This is a genomic window from Serratia sp. BW106 (genome assembly GCF_002607755.1).
GTDB lineage: Bacteria > Pseudomonadota > Gammaproteobacteria > Enterobacterales > Enterobacteriaceae > Serratia > Serratia proteamaculans.
In genome coordinates, this window is the sequence record NZ_MCGS01000041.1 from 148,217 (window position 1) to 166,120 (window position 17,904).

At 56.9% G+C, this 17,904-nt stretch carries 17 protein-coding genes; 8 read left to right on the plus strand and 9 right to left on the minus strand.

Going from position 1 to position 17,904, the window contains the following annotated elements; all coding sequences use genetic code 11:
* Positions 1-76 precede the first annotated feature (76 nt).
* The 3 genes from BEI65_RS22865 to BEI65_RS22875 form a co-directional block, all read right to left on the minus strand.
* Positions 77-913: a DUF1460 domain-containing protein gene (locus BEI65_RS22865; RefSeq protein ID WP_099065206.1), complete on the minus strand. Its 837-nt coding sequence runs from the start codon at positions 911-913 to the stop codon at positions 77-79.
* A 104-nt stretch (positions 914-1,017) separates the two neighbouring features.
* Entirely contained in the window at positions 1,018-1,560 is a 543-nt protein-coding gene (locus tag BEI65_RS22870) for a GNAT family N-acetyltransferase (RefSeq protein WP_099065207.1), read from the minus strand.
* A complete protein-coding gene (locus BEI65_RS22875) occupies positions 1,557-2,027 on the minus strand; it encodes an acyltransferase (RefSeq protein ID WP_099065208.1) in 471 nt (156 codons plus the stop codon). The genes BEI65_RS22870 and BEI65_RS22875 overlap by 4 nt, the downstream gene beginning before the upstream one ends.
* Before the next feature lie 204 nt (positions 2,028-2,231).
* Between BEI65_RS22875 and BEI65_RS22880 the strand changes: the two genes are divergently transcribed.
* Positions 2,232-2,822: a Yip1 family protein gene (locus BEI65_RS22880; RefSeq protein WP_099065209.1), complete on the plus strand. Its 591-nt coding sequence runs from the start codon at positions 2,232-2,234 to the stop codon at positions 2,820-2,822.
* A 54-nt stretch (positions 2,823-2,876) separates the two neighbouring features.
* Here BEI65_RS22880 and BEI65_RS22885 read toward each other — a convergent pair whose 3' ends face one another.
* The 4 genes from BEI65_RS22885 to BEI65_RS22900 form a co-directional block, all read right to left on the minus strand.
* Positions 2,877-3,728: a DMT family transporter gene (locus tag BEI65_RS22885; RefSeq protein WP_099065210.1), complete on the minus strand. Its 852-nt coding sequence runs from the start codon at positions 3,726-3,728 to the stop codon at positions 2,877-2,879.
* 385 nt (positions 3,729-4,113) lie between these two features.
* Positions 4,114-5,832, minus strand: coding sequence for a D-lactate dehydrogenase (dld, locus tag BEI65_RS22890; RefSeq protein WP_099065211.1), 1,719 nt, complete (start codon positions 5,830-5,832; stop codon positions 4,114-4,116).
* Between the two features lie 117 nt (positions 5,833-5,949).
* A complete protein-coding gene (gene map, locus BEI65_RS22895; RefSeq protein ID WP_099065212.1) occupies positions 5,950-6,744 on the minus strand; it encodes a type I methionyl aminopeptidase in 795 nt (264 codons plus the stop codon).
* Positions 6,741-6,944: a ParD-like family protein gene (locus tag BEI65_RS22900; RefSeq protein ID WP_099065213.1), complete on the minus strand. Its 204-nt coding sequence runs from the start codon at positions 6,942-6,944 to the stop codon at positions 6,741-6,743. Before BEI65_RS22900 ends, map begins: the two co-directional genes overlap by 4 nt.
* A gap of 169 nt (positions 6,945-7,113) precedes the next feature.
* On the opposite strand from BEI65_RS22900, the gene ddlA reads away from it, so the two are divergent.
* Positions 7,114-8,217, plus strand: coding sequence for a D-alanine--D-alanine ligase (ddlA, locus tag BEI65_RS22905; RefSeq protein WP_099065214.1), 1,104 nt, complete (start codon positions 7,114-7,116; stop codon positions 8,215-8,217).
* 521 nt (positions 8,218-8,738) lie between these two features.
* On the opposite strand, the gene BEI65_RS22910 is transcribed toward ddlA, so the two are convergent.
* Positions 8,739-9,518, minus strand: a complete 780-nt coding sequence (locus tag BEI65_RS22910) for an ABC transporter substrate-binding protein (protein WP_099065215.1) — start codon at positions 9,516-9,518, stop codon at positions 8,739-8,741.
* A gap of 44 nt (positions 9,519-9,562) precedes the next feature.
* Positions 9,563-10,717, minus strand: a complete 1,155-nt coding sequence (locus BEI65_RS22915; protein WP_099065216.1) for a pyridoxal phosphate-dependent aminotransferase — start codon at positions 10,715-10,717, stop codon at positions 9,563-9,565.
* A 118-nt stretch (positions 10,718-10,835) separates the two neighbouring features.
* Here BEI65_RS22915 and BEI65_RS22920 point away from each other — a divergent pair, with 118 nt between their 5' ends.
* From BEI65_RS22920 to BEI65_RS22945, 6 genes are all read left to right on the plus strand, one after another.
* The gene (locus BEI65_RS22920) at positions 10,836-11,765 is read left to right on the plus strand and encodes a LysR substrate-binding domain-containing protein (RefSeq protein WP_099065217.1); all 930 of its coding nucleotides are present in this window, start codon (positions 10,836-10,838) and stop codon (positions 11,763-11,765) included.
* A gap of 116 nt (positions 11,766-11,881) precedes the next feature.
* Complete coding sequence (gene bglX, locus BEI65_RS22925) at positions 11,882-14,179, plus strand: beta-glucosidase BglX (RefSeq protein ID WP_099065218.1); 2,298 nt, start codon at positions 11,882-11,884, stop codon at positions 14,177-14,179.
* Positions 14,180-14,351: 172 nt separating this feature from the next.
* The gene (locus BEI65_RS22930; protein ID WP_099065219.1) at positions 14,352-15,401 is read left to right on the plus strand and encodes an ABC transporter substrate-binding protein; all 1,050 of its coding nucleotides are present in this window, start codon (positions 14,352-14,354) and stop codon (positions 15,399-15,401) included.
* Entirely contained in the window at positions 15,398-16,396 is a 999-nt protein-coding gene (locus BEI65_RS22935) for an iron ABC transporter permease (RefSeq protein ID WP_099065220.1), read from the plus strand. The genes BEI65_RS22930 and BEI65_RS22935 overlap by 4 nt, the downstream gene beginning before the upstream one ends.
* Positions 16,389-17,168 (plus strand): ABC transporter ATP-binding protein, encoded by a 780-nt coding sequence (locus tag BEI65_RS22940; protein ID WP_099065221.1) that lies wholly within the window; start codon positions 16,389-16,391, stop codon positions 17,166-17,168. Before BEI65_RS22935 ends, BEI65_RS22940 begins: the two co-directional genes overlap by 8 nt.
* Positions 17,161-17,880, plus strand: a complete 720-nt coding sequence (locus BEI65_RS22945) for a substrate-binding domain-containing protein (protein ID WP_099065222.1) — start codon at positions 17,161-17,163, stop codon at positions 17,878-17,880. Before BEI65_RS22940 ends, BEI65_RS22945 begins: the two co-directional genes overlap by 8 nt.
* Positions 17,881-17,904: the final 24 nt, after the last annotated feature.

The following is a 17,904-nucleotide window of genomic DNA, read 5'->3' on the forward strand; positions in this document are numbered from 1 at the left end:
TGAACCTGTGGGGAAGTCAAATGCTTGCTCAGCACAAAGGCTTCTAGCTAATAACAGGAAGTTTTATCGCGCACTTTTATTTTGCGCGCAGTACCACGATGCCCGGCGTGGCCTGCACGTAATCCATAAAGGGCGAGTCCACCACCTGCATATTTTCTTTGCGCGAAGAGGCGTTACGCAGCACCGGGCCGTTTTCGGTCATCATATAGATGCCGGTATGGGTGACGTCCAGCCCTGGCAGATGGGTGTAAATGCCGATGTAATCGCCGGTGTGCAACTGGGCCAGCACCTTGTCGTCGATAAAATCGCTGGGCAGATAGGTAATGCTGCGCTGAACGTTTTTCAGACCCGGCAGATAGCTGCTGCCATCCGCTTTTTGGTTCAGGTTTTTCACCAACGTTACGGTGTGTGGGCTAAGCGTGGCGGTGATGTCCGTTGCGTTGGTTTTTGCCTGATGCGACCAATCGCTGAAGAAATGTTTGCGATGCTGGAAGTTGATATCGCCGTTGGCGTAGCGGATGTTAATCAGTCGCTGGACAAAATCTGCCTGGTTCTCTGCCTGGCGCAGGGCATCGACATAATCAATATAGGTAAAACAGTCCAGGCCGCGGAAGTCGATCACCAGTTTTTCCGGCGTATCCTGTGAGCCAACCAGCATATTGGCAACGTAGGGCGTACCGAGGAAGGGCCGGGACAGCAGATCGATCATGCGACCGCTATCCTGCTGCTGCTCTGTCGGCGCGGCGGCGCGCAGGGCGAGAAGCTGATTGAGTTTGTTTAACGTGTGGTTATCCATGCTGGCCTTGAGATCTGCTGGTGGGGTAGTGATGGGTTCAGGCGTTTGCCCAACCTGAATTTTATCGGTACAGCCGCTAAGCGCAATAGCCAATATCAATGAAACAACCTTGTACATTTTACCCTCCAATGGTTTCGGCACGTTATCATACAAATGATAACAGTTCTCACCATGGCCAGGGTGGTTAATAGTTAAACATAGCCTCAACGTTTGGCTAACGCTTAATAACCGATTTCACTGTTAAACGGCAGGTACCAGAACAGGGCGATCTCGTGATCGGCGATGTCCGGCTGGGCGCGATACAACAGGTGGTCGATGCCGCCGAGGATAAACCCAAAGCTTTGGTAGCAGCGGCAGGCGGGCAGATTGGTATTCTGCGTTTCCAGCATCAACCCGGCGGTTTCCTGACGTTGCGCCCATTGCCGCGCAGTTTCCAGCAGTGCGGTGGCGACACCCAAACGGCGTACGTGAGCGCTGACCACAATTTCCTCAATCAGCGCGTAACCGTTCCAGTTATTGCTCAGCGTGATGTGGCCAACCGGCTCGCCGCGATGGCGGGCCAGAAAGGTTTCGCTTTCGTCATTGACGAACGGGGCCAGCGGGTAGTTCTTGCGAAAGGGGGTAACCGGCAGCAGCGGCCAGTTGTCGATCGGCGCGTCGAACACCGGCTGGGCGTAGTGGGCGATATGAAAGCTAAAGTCACAGCCGGTCAGGTAGCCGTCGGGTAAACGGGTGACCGGGGCAATCTGGATCGCCTGGCTCATGGGGCAAGCTCCCTCAGCAAACGCGCCGGGTTCCCGGCATAGATCCCTTTACGGGTGATATTTTTGGTGACCACCGCACCGGCACCGATCACCGCACCACTGCAGATGTTCACCGACAGAACCGTGGCACCGGAGCCGATGGAAACGTGATCGCCAATCTGCGTACGACCCCAGCTCGTTGAGTCGGCATTGGGGGCGCCATCTTTAAACAGATCGTTGGCGAAGGTGACGTTGTGGCCGATAAAGCAATCCGTGCCAATAGTGACATATTCACAGATGAAACTGTGCGACTGGATTTTGCTGCGGGCGCCAATGCTGACGTTTTTCTGGATCTCGACAAAGGGACCGACAAATACCCCATCGCCAAGTCTACAGCCATACAGATTACAGGGCTGAACGACGGTGACATTTTGACCGGCGTCGACATCGACAATACCGGCCTGAAGAACACGAATGGCGGATGACATGACATTCCTCACGGCAGTGACGCAGGGGGGAATTATAAAACAAACTGTCGCCACGTCTGTGCTTTCCGAACGCTTTTTCAGCGAAAGACTATAATTAGTACAGGGGAGAGAGCCCCGTGGCCGCAATCCTCGTACGGTTAGCAATCCGTCAGAGGGGTAAATTCGTTCGCCGATCGCGACCTACGGCGATGAAGGAGGTGTCTCATGGTTAGTCATGTTTGGGGACTTCTGGCGCATCCAAGCACCGAGTTCGAACACATTAAAAGCGAGAACGAAAGCGTCTCGCACCTTTACACCCACCATGTGCTGTTGCTGGCGTTGATCCCGGTAGTCTGTGCCTTTATCGGCACCACCCAACTGGGCTGGCTCTCCGGCGAAGGACAGGCTATCCGGCTCGATATGTTCACCGCATCCTATACCGCGGTCGCTTTTTACCTGTTGATGCTGGCGGGTGTAGCCATTATGGGGAAAGTGATCCACTGGATGGCAAGGCGTTATGAAGTGCGCCCTAGTCTGCATCGCTGCATGGTGTTTGCCGGTTATATCGCAACCCCGATGTTCCTCAGCGGTATTGTGGCGCTTTATCCCGTCGTGTGGCTGTGTCTGTTTGTTGGCGTGATTGGCCTGTGCTATTCGGGCTATCTGCTGAATCTGGGCATCCCGCACTTCCTGAATATCGACAGTAAGGAAGGGTTTATCTTCTCCAGCTCCACCTTTGCCATCGGTATCCTGTTGCTTGAGCTGCTGCTTGGGGTCACGGTACTGCTGTGGGGGTATGGTTCCTGGTTGTTCTGAAATCTGTTTTGATAAAGCCCCTCACGCCGGTCTGGCGTGAGGGGCTTTTGCTATTCAGGATTGGCGAAATACCAGCATCACGCCAAGCAGAATCGCCGCCATTCCCAGCATGCTAACGGCAGCCAGCGCGTGGCCGAGCAGCAGGTAGTCGAGCAGGGCGGTTACCGCCGGGATCAGGTAAAACAGGCTGGTGACCTGCACCAGATTGCCGCGTTGGATCAGTCGGTACAGCAAAAAGGTCGCCAACACCGAAATCACCACCGCCATCCACAGCAGCGGTACGATAAATGCCGCACTCCAATCGACCCGCAGCGGTTCAAAGGGTAACACCAGCGTACACATCAGCAACCCGACGGCATACTGCAACGGCAACACGGCCAGCGGCGCTTGGGCCAGGCCTTTTTGCAGCAGCGTACCGGCGGTCATGCAACCCAGCGCGACAAAGGCACACAGCATGCCGAGCAGCGAAAAATGCGCAATCATCAGGCTTTGATACACCACCAGCGTTAACCCGGCCATCGCCAGCAGCAGCCCAAGGCCGCGCAGCCCGGAACAGCGGCGTTCGGTAATGAACTGAGTGAGGATCGGCTGAACGCCAAGCAGCGTCGCCAATACGCCGGGAGTAATGCCTTGTTCCAGCGCCAGCAGATAACATATCTGGTAACTGCCGATCATCAGCAGCCCGATCAGCGCCACGCGGCGGCGGGTGCCGGGCACGGGCAGGCATTGCCGTTGCCACAGGCCGATCGCCAATAGCAGCGCCAGCGCGATAGCACAACGGAAGAACAAAAAGGCAAAGGCGGAGGCATGCTCCAGTCCCCAGCGAGAGAAAATAGCGCCGCTGCTCCAGAGCAGGACGAATAGCGTTGCCAGGCCGGCGTTGGCCCATTGGGAAATAAATCGCATTTGGTTTTCACCTGTCGTGAAAGTAACAAACTCCAGTACGCACGGCGGTCTTCGCCTGAACGTAAATCAATTAAAGCTGGAGGTGAGAATTCGGTTTGGCTTAGCGCACAACCACAGAGCGTGGCGGGTAAGCAGCAACCGCAGAGACGACAGAGAAAACGGCGGGTGGGGCAGAGGATGCGCACAGCAGAACGACGGCCGGAAGGCACGTGTTCGCAGGATCTTTCATGTGCGCAAACTGAGTCATTGATATTCCTGAACGCAGGGAGTGATTAACTATTCCAAGATAGTGAAATCCAGTGGGCTGTGCAACATAAAACTAACAAAGTATCCGGCCAGTGGCCTGGCCCCCGAATGACGGGGGCACTGGCTGAAAGAAATAACATTACTGGTTATTGTCGGCCCAGTGTTTGCGCTTGCTGGTTTTGCCCAGGCCCGGGTTAAAGCTGTTGGTCGGGTCGGCAGAGCGGTAGAACGCCTGTAGATCGGGCTTGGCCGGGTAGAGGTGGCCGACGTTATGTTCCGCCGGGTACTCCGCGCCGCGCTGGTCGAGGATCGCCAGCATTTTCTCTTTCAGCGCATGGCTGTCGACGCCTTTTTTCACCACATAATCCTGATGGAACACGTGGCACATAAAGTGGCCGTAATACAGCTTGTGCACCAGTTGGCTATCGATTTCCGGCGGCAGGGTTTCGAACCAGTCGGTGTCGTTGCGGCGCAGCGCGATATCCAGCGCCAGAATATCTTCAACTTTATCGGCATGCACCGCATGGTAACGCACGGCAGCACCGGCGGCGGCAAAACGGTGCAGGAAGGCTTTTTTGCCTTCGTCCGGGGTGCAGGCGAAGAACTCGCCATCGGCCTGGGCAAAGTACTGGTTCAGGTACTGCTGCGCTTCTTCAACGCCCGGACCGGCCATTTTCAGCAGCAGGTGATGTTCAAAACGTTCGCGGTACTCTTTCATCCGTTTCGGCAGGTGGCTGGGGGCCAGATGGCTAAGCCCCTGCATCAGCCGATCGGTCAGGTTGTGCGGCAGCAGCGGCAGCTTGTTGAGGCTGGCGTCCATGCGGCCTTTCAGGGTGAAGAAACTGGGCATCTGATCGGTGCCCAGTTTGTCGATCATCATAAAGGTATCTTTGCCGTACACTTCGGCGATATCAAAAATATCCCGGTGCATGTACTCGCCGGCCACCGGCAGGTTGTCGAATTGGCTGAGCATATGACGACGCAGTTCGGTTAAGACGGCGGTGTTGTTGGTGCCGATATAAAACACCTGCTCTTTACCTTCTTTCTCAAAGGTGTCCAGCCGCACGGCAAATACCGCCAGCTTGCCGGCACAGCCGGAGGCTTCGAACAGACGGCGTTTATCGGCATTGAATCGGGATGGAGTATCGGCATCGACGTCGCGCACCCGGCTGGCATATTCGTTGTCGGAAGCACGCAGCTCGCCGTGCTCGACATCTTCCGGGCGGTAGTCACCTTTTTCCAATCGGGTGAGGATCTCCTCCGGCGTATCGCCAAGTTTAATCCCCAAATGGTTCACCAGCCGCAGTTGGCCGTCTTCACCCAACTGGGCGTACAGCGCCATTTCGGTATAGGCCGGCCCGCGTTTGACCAGCGAGCCGCCGGAGTTGTTGCACACGCCACCGATCACCGAAGCGCCGATGCAGGAGGAACCGATTACAGAGTGTGGCTCGCGCCCATAGGGCTTCAGGAGTTTTTCCAACTGATTGAGGGTACTGCCTGGGAAACCGACCACCTGTTTGCCGTTGTCCAGCACCTGCACGTGATCGAGCCGCAGGGTGCTGATAATGACGACATCACGGTCGTAGTCATTGCCGCTGGGCGTTGAACCCTCGGTCAGACCGGTGTTCGCCGCCTGCATGATGACAATTTTGTCGGCGGCGACGCAGGCCTCCAGCAGTTGCCACAGTTGCAACAGGCGCGTCGGGAACACCACTGCCAGCGCCTGACCAACCCCAGAGCGGAAGCCTTTGCGATAACGTTCGGTGCTACGTTCGCCGGTCAGCAACTGCGGGCCGCCGACGATACTTTTGAGCTGATTGAGAAACGCCTGGTGGGTCGCGCTGGTGGACTGCGTCATGCCGATCTCCCTGTGGTACCCGTCGTCTTTCAAGCCGCGCGTTGTTGGCGGCAACCTGAAATTGGTAGGGTAATCATTTAATGGTTTATTAACTTGCCAGCCTAATAGCTTATTAACTTAGTAGCGATCTGCGTAACCGGCCTGGCGCTCTTCTTCACGCAGCGTCAGGATTTCCACGCCGTCGGCGGTGACTGCTACGGTGTGCTCCCATTGGGCAGACAGCTTTTTGTCGCGGGTCACCACCGTCCAACCGTCTTTCTTTTGCTTAATCCGGTGGTCGCCCTGGTTAATCATGGGTTCGATGGTAAACACCATGCCTTCCTGCAGCACCATGCCGGTACCCGGCTGGCCAAAGTGCAGTACCGCCGGCTCTTCGTGCATATCCCGGCCGATGCCGTGACCGCAGTATTCACGCACGATGCTGTAGCCGGCCTGTTCGGCGTGCTGCTGAATCGCATGGCCGATGTCGCCCAGCGTCGCCCCTGGCTTAACCACCCGGATGCCTTGCCACAGCGATTCATACACGTTATTCACCAACCGCTTGGCCAGCGGTGTGGTCTGGCCGATGCAGTACATCTTGCTGGAGTCGGCGATGTAGCCGTCGTTTTCCAGCGTGATGTCGACGTTAACGATCATGCCGGAACGCAGAATTTTGCTGACCGACGGAATGCCGTGGCAGATCACGTCGTCAATCGACGTATTGAGCACATAAGGAAAATCGTACTGCCCTTTGCTGGCCGGGCGCGATTTCAGCTCATTGACGATAAAGGCCTCGGCGCGGTCGTTGATCTCCATGGTGGAGATGCCCTCGACAATCACCTTATCGAGCATAGCAAACACCTGCGCCAGCAGGGCGCCAGAGTGACGCATTTTGGCAATCTCTTCCGACGTTTTGATCACAATCTCTTTCACCCGATAATCTCCTTCAAGGTCAGTGCATTATCTTTCATCATTTTTTTTACCAGTTGCGGGTAGGTCAGTTCCGGATGGAACTCCGCCAACATGCCGATTTTGATCCAGTATTCCGCCTGCGCGTTGATCGAGCGCGTCATCGTCAAACTGGCGAGGCGCAGATCGTCATGCAGCGCGTCTGAAATTTTTACTATGCCCATAGGCTGCTCCATAAGCGATTTATATACGAAGTGTATATGGTTTGGATGGTGCGAATTTTGCTTTCTGTGGCATAGGAAGATTCCGGATCACAAGGATTGCCGCCGTCGGGCAATGCGTTTATTGTGATAAACGACTTTTTTGCACTGATTTTTCAGAAGGATTTAGGGCGTGAGCAAATTACGTGTTGGGGTGATCTTTGGCGGCAAATCGGCGGAGCATGAGGTTTCGCTGCAGTCGGCAAAAAACATTGTGGATGCAATCGACAAAGACAAGTTTGACGTCACGCTGCTGGGGATCGACAAGCAGGGGCAATGGCACATTAACGATGCGTCCAATTACCTGCTGAATGCGGAAAACCCGGCGCTGATTGCCTTGAACCGCTCAAATAAAAATGTGGCGCTGATCCCCGGCCAGGAAAAGCAGCAACTGATCGAGTCAGGCAACGCCGGTGCGCTGGGCCAGCTCGATGTGGTGTTCCCCATTGTGCATGGCACGCTGGGGGAAGACGGTTCGTTGCAGGGACTGTTGCGGATGGCCAACCTGCCGTTTGTCGGTGCCGGCGTGCTGGGTTCAGCGGTTAGCATGGACAAAGACGTCACCAAACGCCTGTTGCGTGATGCCGGGTTGGCGGTGGCGCCTTTTGTGACGCTGACGCGCAACAACCGCGCTAAATACAGTTTTGAACAACTCAGTGAACGCCTGGGTCTGCCGCTGTTTGTGAAACCGGCTAACCAGGGGTCTTCGGTGGGGGTCAGCAAGGTGCAGGATCGCGCCGGCTATGAGGCTGCGGTGGCGCTGGCGTTCAGCTTCGATCATAAAGTGCTGGTGGAATCGGCGATTGTCGGCCGTGAGATCGAGTGCGCGGTATTGGGTAACGATGAACCTCAGGCCAGCCTGTGTGGCGAAATCGTACTGAGCGACGCCTTCTATTCCTACGACACCAAATACATCAATGAGCAGGGTGCTCAGGTGATAGTGCCAGCGGCGATTACGCCGGAAGTGAGTGATAAAATCCGCGATGTAGCGCTGAAAGCATTCCGGGCGCTCGAGTGTTTCGGTCTGGCGCGTGTCGACGTGTTCCTGACGCCAGACAACAACGTGGTAATCAACGAAATCAACACGCTGCCGGGTTTCACCAATATCAGCATGTATCCCAAACTGTGGGCCGCCAGTGGCGTCAGCTACAGCCAACTGATCACCCGCCTGATTGAACTGGCGCTGGAGCGTCATCAGCAGGACCGTGCGCTGAACAGCTCGGTGTTTGATCGGTAAACGGGCATAAAAAAAGAACCAGGTTGGTGGCCTGGTTCTTCTATTTTCGGCTCTGAAAGAGAGCAGTACTGCATGTACTTGTCATCCGCTTTTCAGTGTACCCGGTGTTTTGTTTGATTACAAATTGTGCAACCTGCTTTATAATCAATGACGATGACAGGTGTGTCGGAGTAGTGCAAGACGGGTGGTGAATCACAAACGATTTCCATTGGTCCCAACTGGATACGGGTGGTGCTGTCCGGTTTGCTCCCACCCAAAGGTGTGCTGCATGTACTTGTCATCCAACGGGTACTCACCGTAAGGGGCTACCCAAGAGCAATTACGGTGAAGTGCGCACCCTCCGTCACAAGGAGTGTGTAAAGTGATAACTGCAAGTCTGGTTCTATTGACGTTACAGACAGTTCTTGTCTGTTTGCAAATTATCGTTGTCATCAAGCAACTGACTCGTCGTCCATAGGGAAATGGCGGGAACTTAATCAAGAGCTGAGTTAACCACTCAGCTCTTTTTTGAAGCTGATTTCTTACTTCACTGTCACATCAATATCGCCAAAATACTTCTTCGCCAGCTCACTCACGGTGCCTTGCTGTTTCACTTTGACGATCGCCTCATTCAGCTTTTTCTTCAGGGCGTCATCACCCTTACGCAGGCCGAAGGCAATGCCCTCACCGAGGATCTTGTCGTCGCTGACTGCATCGCCGACAAAGGCGAAGCCCTTACCGTCCGGATGCGCCAGAAAACCGCTTTGGCCCGACGGTGCCATGACCAGCGTCGCGTCGAGACGCCCGGCCGTCAGGTCGAGATAAGCCTGGTTCTGATCCTGATAGGACACCACGTCCACCCCCTGAGGTGCCCAGTGGGCCTTGGCGTAAGTTTCCTGAATCGAACCCTGCAGTACGCCGACGTGCTTGCCCGCCAATGAGGTGGCGTTTGGCAGCAGGCCGCTGTCAGCCTTGGCGATCAGGCGGTTTGGCACCTGATAGATTGAATCGGTAAAGTCGATTGCCTGGCGACGCTGGTCGGTGACGTTCATCGCCGAGTTGATGGCGTCGAACTTACGGGCCTTCAGCGCCGGGATCAGGCTGTCGAACGAAGTCTCGACCCAACTGCATTTTAACTGGGCGGCGGCACACACCGCGTTGCCCAGATCGATATCAAAGCCTTCCAGCTTACCGCTGGCGGATTTGGATTCGAATGGGGGATACAGCGCTTCCAGGCCGAAGCGCAGGGTATTTTCCGCCGCCAGCGTGGAACCGGCGGCCAGCAGGCAGCCTGCGGCGATCCACGTTTTCAGTGATTTCATAGTCGGAGCCTTTTTCCCATGGTCAAAGCAAAAAAATGAATGCGTTATACCTGACACAGGCGGCGAGCGCCTTCCAGCAGGGTCTCATTATCTTTTGAAAAACTCAGTCGGATGATGCCGGTATCAGTGCCGTCGCTGTAAAACGCCGACAGCGGGATAGTCGCGACCTTGGCCTCACGGATCAGACGCACCGCAAAGTCATTGTCACTTTCGCTGCTGAAACCGCTAAAGCGGGCCAGCATAAAGAAACTGCCACGGCTGGGCAGTAATTCAAAGCGTGAATCCTGCAGCGCGCTCGCCAATAAATCACGTTTCTGCTGATAGAAGGCCGCCAGTCCCAGATAACTTTGCGGGTTGCCCAGCGCTTCGGCGAAGGCGTACTGCATCGGCGTATCGGCGGAAAACACCATAAACTGGTGCACCTTGCGGATTTCGTCCATCAGCGCCGCCGGTGCCATGCAGTAACCGACGCGCCAGCCGGTCACGTGGTAGGTTTTGCCAAACGACGAAACGATCACGCTGCGTTCAGCCAACTGAGGGTGGCGTGCCATGCTGTGGTGAATATCACCGTCGAACACCACGTGTTCGTAGACCTCGTCGGACAGAATGACGATATCGGTATTGCGCGTCAGGGCGGTCAGGCGTTCAATATCATGTTCGCCGAATATGCTGCCGGTCGGGTTGTGCGGGCTGTTAACGATGATCATCCGCGTTTTGCTGTTGATGGCGGCGGCGACTTCGTCCCAGTCAATATGCAGGTCCTGTAGCGACAGTTTGATCGCTACCGGTGTTGCGCCTTGCAAGCGTACGATCGGCGCATAGCTGTCGAACGCCGGTTCGAAATAAATCACCTCATCGCCCGGATGCACCAGCGCGCTGATGGCGGAATACAATCCTTCGCTGGCGCTGGCAATGACCGTGATTTCTTCGTCGGCGTCATAGCGCGCGCCATACAATCGTTCAAATTTGTCTGCCAGCGCGGTACGTAATGCCGCCACGCCGCTCATCGGTGCGTATTGGTTATGACCTGCGCGCATGGCTTGCGCCACCGCTTCAACCAATTGAGGTTCACAGGCGAAGTTCGGTGCCCCCTGCGACAGATTCAGGGCCTGATGTTCGGCGCTGAGCTGGCCGATAACGGTGAAAATCGTGGTGCCGACGTCCGGCAACTTCGAGCGGTGTGAGCAGGCGCTCTGCATGAGTGGCTCCAGGGGAAACAGGGGAAGTATGGTTTGATTAAGCATCACTGAGGGTAGGCCAACAAGGGAAAGTTTGTCATACTCGCCATGCATCCAAATCATGGCTTGAGAGGCCGTTATGTCAATGTCCTTACCTTCCCTAGACGTGTTGAAAACCTTTGTGGTGGTGGCGCAACGGCTTAATTTCACCCATGCCGCCCAGAGCCTGCACCTGACGCAGGGCGCGGTCAGCCGACAGATCCTCGGGCTGGAGCAGCATCTGGGCTACCCTTTGTTTAGCCGCCGGGCGCGCGGCCTGACGCTGACTCCACAGGGCGCGATGCTGCTGGCTCCGGTGCAGCAGGCGCTCGGACAGTTGGATGAGGCACTGGCGCGGGTCGGGGCGCAGCCGGGTACCTTGCGCATCAAATGCCCGACCTGTGCCATGCGTTGGGTGCTGCCGCGTATTATCCGGCTGCAAAATGAACGGCCGGAAATGCATATTGAGCTAACCGCTTCGGTATCGCACGGGCTGGATTTTGGCGCAGAACATTTTGATGCCGCGGTGGTGTTCGGCCAGCCACAGGCCAAAAAATTGCGGGTTCATCATCTGTTCGATGAAATCCTGACGCCGGTCTGCACGCCATCTTATTTGCCCGATTTGTCACGCCCACCCACGCCAGCCGATCTGGCGGAGAAAACCCTGTTGCATCCCACGCGCGATCGCCGCGACTGGTTGCTGTGGCTGAAGGCGGCGGGGTTCGAGGCATTGCCATCCGGCAAGGCGCAGCATTTCGATACGCTCGATCTGGCGATGAGCGCCGCGCTGCAAGGCTTTGGTATTGCCATCGGCGATCTGTGCCTGCTGGAAGAAGATATTCAGGCGCGGCGTGTGGTCACACCGTTCCCGCTCAGCGTGGTCAGCGGTGCGGCTTACTATTTGGTCTATCCTGAACGGGCGGTGGTGCCGCAGGCATTAACCGAACTGGTCAATTTCCTCAGTGATGAAGCGGAACAAAGCCGCGCCAGGCTGCAAAACTATCGATCGGCCTTCGCTAACAGCTTGTAACTTTTAACATTACAAATTATTTCTGCGCTGAAAAGGAGTATGGCACACTGCCTTTTCACGTTGATAAATCATCTCCGTCGCCGCCTGCGGCGGGAACATGCCTGAGATCAAATAATATGAAATGGCTTTGTGTGGTGAGTATGTTGTCCGGTCTGGCTATCAGCCCGGTTTTTGCGCAGGAAAGCGCCGTGATCCAGGGCGTTAATGCCCAGCAGCGCGATGCCTTCGTAACCAACCTGATGAAACAGATGACGCTGGCCGAAAAAATTGGCCAGTTGCGCCTAATCAGCGTCGGGCCGGATAATCCGAAAGAGGCGATCCGCGACGGCATCAGCAAGGGGCAGATTGGCGCCATCTTCAATACCGTTACCCGGCCGGATATCCGCGCCATGCAGGATCAGGCCATGCAGCTCAGCCGCCTGAAAATCCCGTTATTCTTCGCCTACGATGTGGTGCACGGTCAACGCACCGTGTTCCCAATCAGCCTGGGGCTTGCGGCCAGTTTTGACCTCGAAGCCATCGCGCTCAGCGGCCGGGTATCGGCGCAGGAAGCCAGCGACGACGGCCTGAACATGACGTTCTCGCCGATGGTTGATATCACTCGCGATCCGCGCTGGGGCCGGGTCTCGGAAGGTTTCGGGGAAGATACCTGGCTGGTGTCCAAAATTGCCAAAGTGATGGTGGATGCCTACCAAAACGGTGACCCGTCCAAACCCGGTTCCATCATGGCCAGCGTGAAGCACTTCGCACTGTACGGGGCCACCGAAGGCGGCCGCGATTACAACACCGTCGATATGAGCCCGCTAAGAATGTACCAGGACTACCTGCCACCGTATAAGGCGGCGGTGGACGCCGGCAGCGGCGGGGTGATGGTGTCGCTCAACTCGATAAACGGCATTCCGGCTACCGCCAACCCGTGGCTGTTGAAAGACCTGCTGCGCGATCAGTGGGGCTTCAAGGGCATCACTATCAGTGACCACGGCGCGATTAAAGAGCTGATCAAACACGGCGTGGCTGCAGACGCGCGCGATGCGGTGCGGCTGGCAATCACTTCCGGCGTCGACATGAGCATGAGCGACGAGTATTACGACCAATACCTGCCGGGGCTGGTCAAAGACGGGCTGGTATCGGAAAGCGACATCGATCGCGCCTGCCGCGACGTGCTGAACACCAAATATGATATGGGCCTGTTCAAAGACCCTTATACCCACCTTGGCCCGGTCGGCTCCGATCCGCAGGACACCAATGCCGAAAGCCGTTTGCACCGTGCTGAAGCGCGCGTGATTGCGCGTAAAACCTTGGTGTTGCTGAAGAATGACAAGCAGACGCTGCCGTTGAGCAAGCAGAGCACCATAGCGCTGGTCGGGCCGATGGCCGACAGTCAGCGTGACGTGATGGGCAGTTGGTCGGCGGCCGGGGTGATCAAACAGTCAGTGACTCTCCGTCAGGGGCTGGAGCAGGCGGTGGGCGACAAGGCGAAGATCCTCTATGCCAAGGGGGCCAACGTCACTCAGGACAAGAGCATTATCGACTATCTGAACGAGTATGAGCCGGCGGTGGTGTTTGATACCCGCCCGCCACAGCAGATGATTGACGAGGCGGTGCAGGCGGCGAAGAAAGCCGATGTGGTGGTGGCGGTGGTGGGTGAATCACAGGGGATGGCGCACGAAGCTTCAAGCCGTGCCGACATTACCATTCCGCAAAGCCAGCGTGATCTGATCGCGGCGTTGAAGGCCACCGGTAAACCGCTGGTGCTGGTGCTGATGAACGGCCGACCGCTGGCGCTGAGCTGGGAAAGCCAGCAGGCGGATGCGATGCTGGAAACCTGGTACAGCGGCACCGAGGGTGGCCATGCGGTGGCCGACGTGTTATTCGGGGACTACAACCCGTCGGGCAAATTGCCGATGACCTTCCCACGCTCGGTCGGGCAGATCCCGATGTACTACAACCATCTGAATACCGGCCGTCCATTCGGCAAGGAAAACCCGGGCAAGTACACCTCCCGTTACTTTGACTCACCGAACGGCCCGCTGTATCCCTTTGGCTACGGTCTGAGCTATACCCGCTTTAGCCTGTCGGATCTGAAACTCTCCAGCCCGACGATGGCGCGCAACGGCAAAATCACCGCCAGCGTCACGCTGAAAAACACCGGTAAATATGATGGCGCCACCGTGGTGCAGTTATATCTGCAGGACGTGACGGCTTCGGTCAGCCGCCCGGTGAAAGAGCTGCGTAACTTCAAAAAGGTAATGCTGAAAGCCGGTCAGGCGCAGAAGGTGGAGTTGCCGATCACCGAAGAGGATCTCAAGTTCTATAACGCCAGCCTGAAATGGGGCGCGGAACCGGGCAAGTTTAATGTATTTGTCGGCCTGGATTCCGACGAGGTACAGGCACAGAGCTTTACGTTGAAGTAATCACTCCTGGCCCTCTCTCGCTGCGGTGGGAGAGGGTTTTGTTGATGTTTAACACCCACCTGTTTTGTTTAATTCCCCGGCTATTTTCTCAATCGTTGATCCCGCTGATTGTTTCGCCATGGCTATCGCTATATCATTTTATATATAACGATAATCAACCGGAATCCCCCTCATGTTCAAACGCTTCCCGCGCCTACTGTTGCTTTTTATTCTGTTCTCTTGCGCTGCGCAGGCAGATCGCCAGGTTACTGACCAACTCAACAGACAGGTCAGGCTACCCGATACCATCACCCGCGCCGTGGTGCTGCAACATCAGACGCTGAACCTGCTGGTGCAACTCGACGCTCTGCCACAGGTGGTTGGGGTGCTCAGCAGTTGGAAGAAGCAACTGGGGCCGAATTATCTGCGCTTGGCACCTGGGCTGGCAAACATGCCGATGCCGGGCGATCTCACCTCGGTGAACATCGAAAGCCTGCTCCGATTGCATCCGCAGGTGGTGTTCGTTGCCAACTATGCACCACCGGAAATGATTACCCAGATTGAACGGGCCGGTATTCCGGTGGTGGCGATTTCACTGCGTCGTGAGTCGGCGGATCAGGCCGGAAAAATGAACCCGCAGCTGAAAGATGAAGATCAGGCCTATAACCTGGGCCTGCAGGATGGCATTCGCTTGATCGGCACGGTCATGGGCCACCAGCCACAGGCCGAGGCGCTGATCCAGGACGTATTTCAGCAGCGGACGCTGGTGGCAGACCGGCTGCGCGACCTGCCGGAGGACCAGCGAGTACGGGTCTATATGGCCAACCCGGACTTAACCACTTACGGTTCGGGCAAATACACCGGCCTGATGATGCAGCACGCCGGGGCTCTCAACGTGGCGGCGAAGGACATTAACGGTTTTAAACAGGTGTCGATTGAGGACGTGCTGAAGTGGAACCCGGCGGTGATCTTCGTGCAGGAACGCTATCCCGAGGTGGTGATGCAAATCCTCAGCTCGCCGCAGTGGCAGGGGATTGATGCGGTGAAAAATAAACGGGTCTATCTGATGCCGGAATACGCCAAGGCCTGGGGCTACCCGATGCCGGAAGCGCTGGCGCTGGGCGAACTGTGGATGGCGAAAAAGCTTTATCCGCAGCGTTTCAGCGACGTTAATCTGCAACAGCGGGTGGACGCCTACTACCGGCAGTATTACCGCAGTAGCTGCTGTCAGAGTGGGCAATGAGGCTGGGCTGGCTGATCCTGCTGACGTTGCTTTGTGCGTTGTTATCGTTGGGCATCGGTCGCTATCCGGTGTCGGCGGCCCACAGCCTGCTAATCCTGCTGGAGCCCTTGACTGGCCCGCACGGCGGTATTGATGAGATCCAACGTCAGGTGATCCTCGGGGTGCGTGTACCCCGGGTGTTGCTGGCGATGGGTGCCGGGGCGGCACTGGCCTTATGTGGTGCGGCGCTACAGGGGGTATTTCGCAACCCGCTGGTGGATCCGCACATTATCGGTGTCTCCTCCGGTGCGGCTTTTGGCGGTACGCTGGCCATTTTGCTCAGCCTGCCAATGGCGGCGCTGCTGCTGTCTGCCTTTGTGTTCGGCATGGCGGCGTTACTGCTGATTTTCGCCATCACCAGCGCCATTGCCCGACGCAATATTCTGTCACTGGTGCTGGCCGGGGTGATCCTCAGCGGTTTTTTCTCCGCCTGCGTCAGCCTGCTGCAATATCTGGCCGATACCGAAGAAAAGCTGCCGAGCATCGTGTTCTGGCTGCTGGGCAGCTTTGCTACCGCCGACGATAACAAACTGTTGATGCTGTTCTTGCCACTGCTGTTGGGCGGCGGGCTGCTGCTGGCATTACGCTGGCGTATTAATCTGTTGTCGCTGGGGGATGAGGATGCCGCCGCGCTGGGCATCAATGTCGAAGGGACCCGCTGGCTGATCCTGACGCTGTGTGCCGCCATCGTCGCTGCACAGGTGGCGGTGAGCGGCAGCATCGGTTGGGTAGGGCTGGTGATCCCCCACGTTGCCCGCCTGCTGGTCGGCCCGGATCATCGTCGTCTGTTGCCTGCCTCAATGTGTCTGGGTGCGCTGTATATGGTGTTGATTGACGATTTGGCACGCACCTTAAGCAGCAGCGAAATTCCATTGGGCATCCTGACGGCGCTGATTGGTGCGCCGCTGTTTGCGTTGCTGTTGCGCCGCGCGCAACTGAGAGGCTGGCATGGCTGAGACATTGTTGCGGGTGAAGGGGCTGGGTTTTAGCTGGCCCGGCCAGAAACCACTGTTTCATCAATTGAATTTACAGTTACGGCGCGGTGAGGTGCTGGCGGTGCTCGGCCCCAACGGACGCGGTAAAAGCACCCTGATGCAACTGCTGCTCGGTACCTTACCATTGCAGCAAGGCGCGGTGGAACGGGGTAACGGCATAGGTTTTGTCCCGCAGCAGTTCGCTGCCCCCTTTGCTTATCGGGTGTTGGATATCGTGCTGATGGGGCGCGCGCGTTACGTGGGTTTGTTCCGCTCCCCCTCGGCGCAGGATCACCGACTGGCGAAAGAGGCGCTACAGTCGCTGGATATGCTGGGCTTTGCCGATCGCGAATTTGGCAGCCTGTCCGGCGGGCAGCGGCAACTGGTATTGATAGCCCGTGCGTTGGCGATGAGCTGTGAGGTGTTGATGCTGGACGAGCCGACCTCGGCGTTGGATTTGCACCATCAGGACCGGGTGCTGAGCCTGATCTCACATTTGGCACGGGAACGACAGATGGCGGTGATGTTTTCTACCCATCAGCCCAATCATGCACATGCGGTGGCCGATCGCGCCCTGTTGCTGGGGGCGGCAGGACAGCATCAGCTGGGCTCCTGCGCTGAGGTGCTGACGGCCGAGAGCCTGTCGCCGCTGTTTGATTTGGCGATTGAACGGGTAGCCTTGCAGATCGACGGGCGTCAGTTTGAAACGCTGGTTCCCCTGTACCGCAGCCAACGGGAGCGTGAAAGTGAGTAATATCTTGTTGTTCGCCGCCGGTAGCCTGCGTGGCGCATTCGGTCCCTTGTTGGCTGCCTTTCAGGCACAAACCGGTGAGGCGGTGGAGGCGGTATTTGGCCCGGCGGGTCTGCTGCGCCAGCGAATTGAAGCCGGGGAGCGCCCGCATATTTTCGCCTCGGCCAACCTGGCGCACCCGCAGCGATTGGTAAGTTTGCAACTGTCGTCACGGGTTGAGCCTTTTGCTCGCAACCGGCTGTGCGCCACTGTGCGTAATATTGCCGGCTTAACCGAACGGCCATTGCTGGAGGTGTTGCTGGACTCGCGTTGGCGGGTGGCGACATCAACGCCGGGCGCTGATCCTTCTGGCGACTATGCGCAGCAGTTGTTCGAGCGTATTGAGCTGTTGGCACCGGGGCAGGGCGTCGCCTTGCAGCAGCGGGCTTTGGCATTGGTCGGTGGGCCCGACTCCGCACCGTTGCCGCCGCATCGACTGGCGGCGGAGTATTTGCTTAACAGCGGACAGGCGGATATCTTCCTCGGGTATGCCAGCTATGGCACAGCCTTGGCGGAATTCCCTAAACTGGCGGTGCGGCAGTTACCGCCACCGTTGGCGATTGAAGCCGATTACAGCCTGTGCCTGCTGGATGCGCGAGCGCAGCCTTTAGCCGGGTTTATTCTGGCGGAACAGGGGCAGGAGATACTGCGGCAGCAGGGCTTTTTGTCCTTATAAACTCAGCCAGAACACCACTATCAT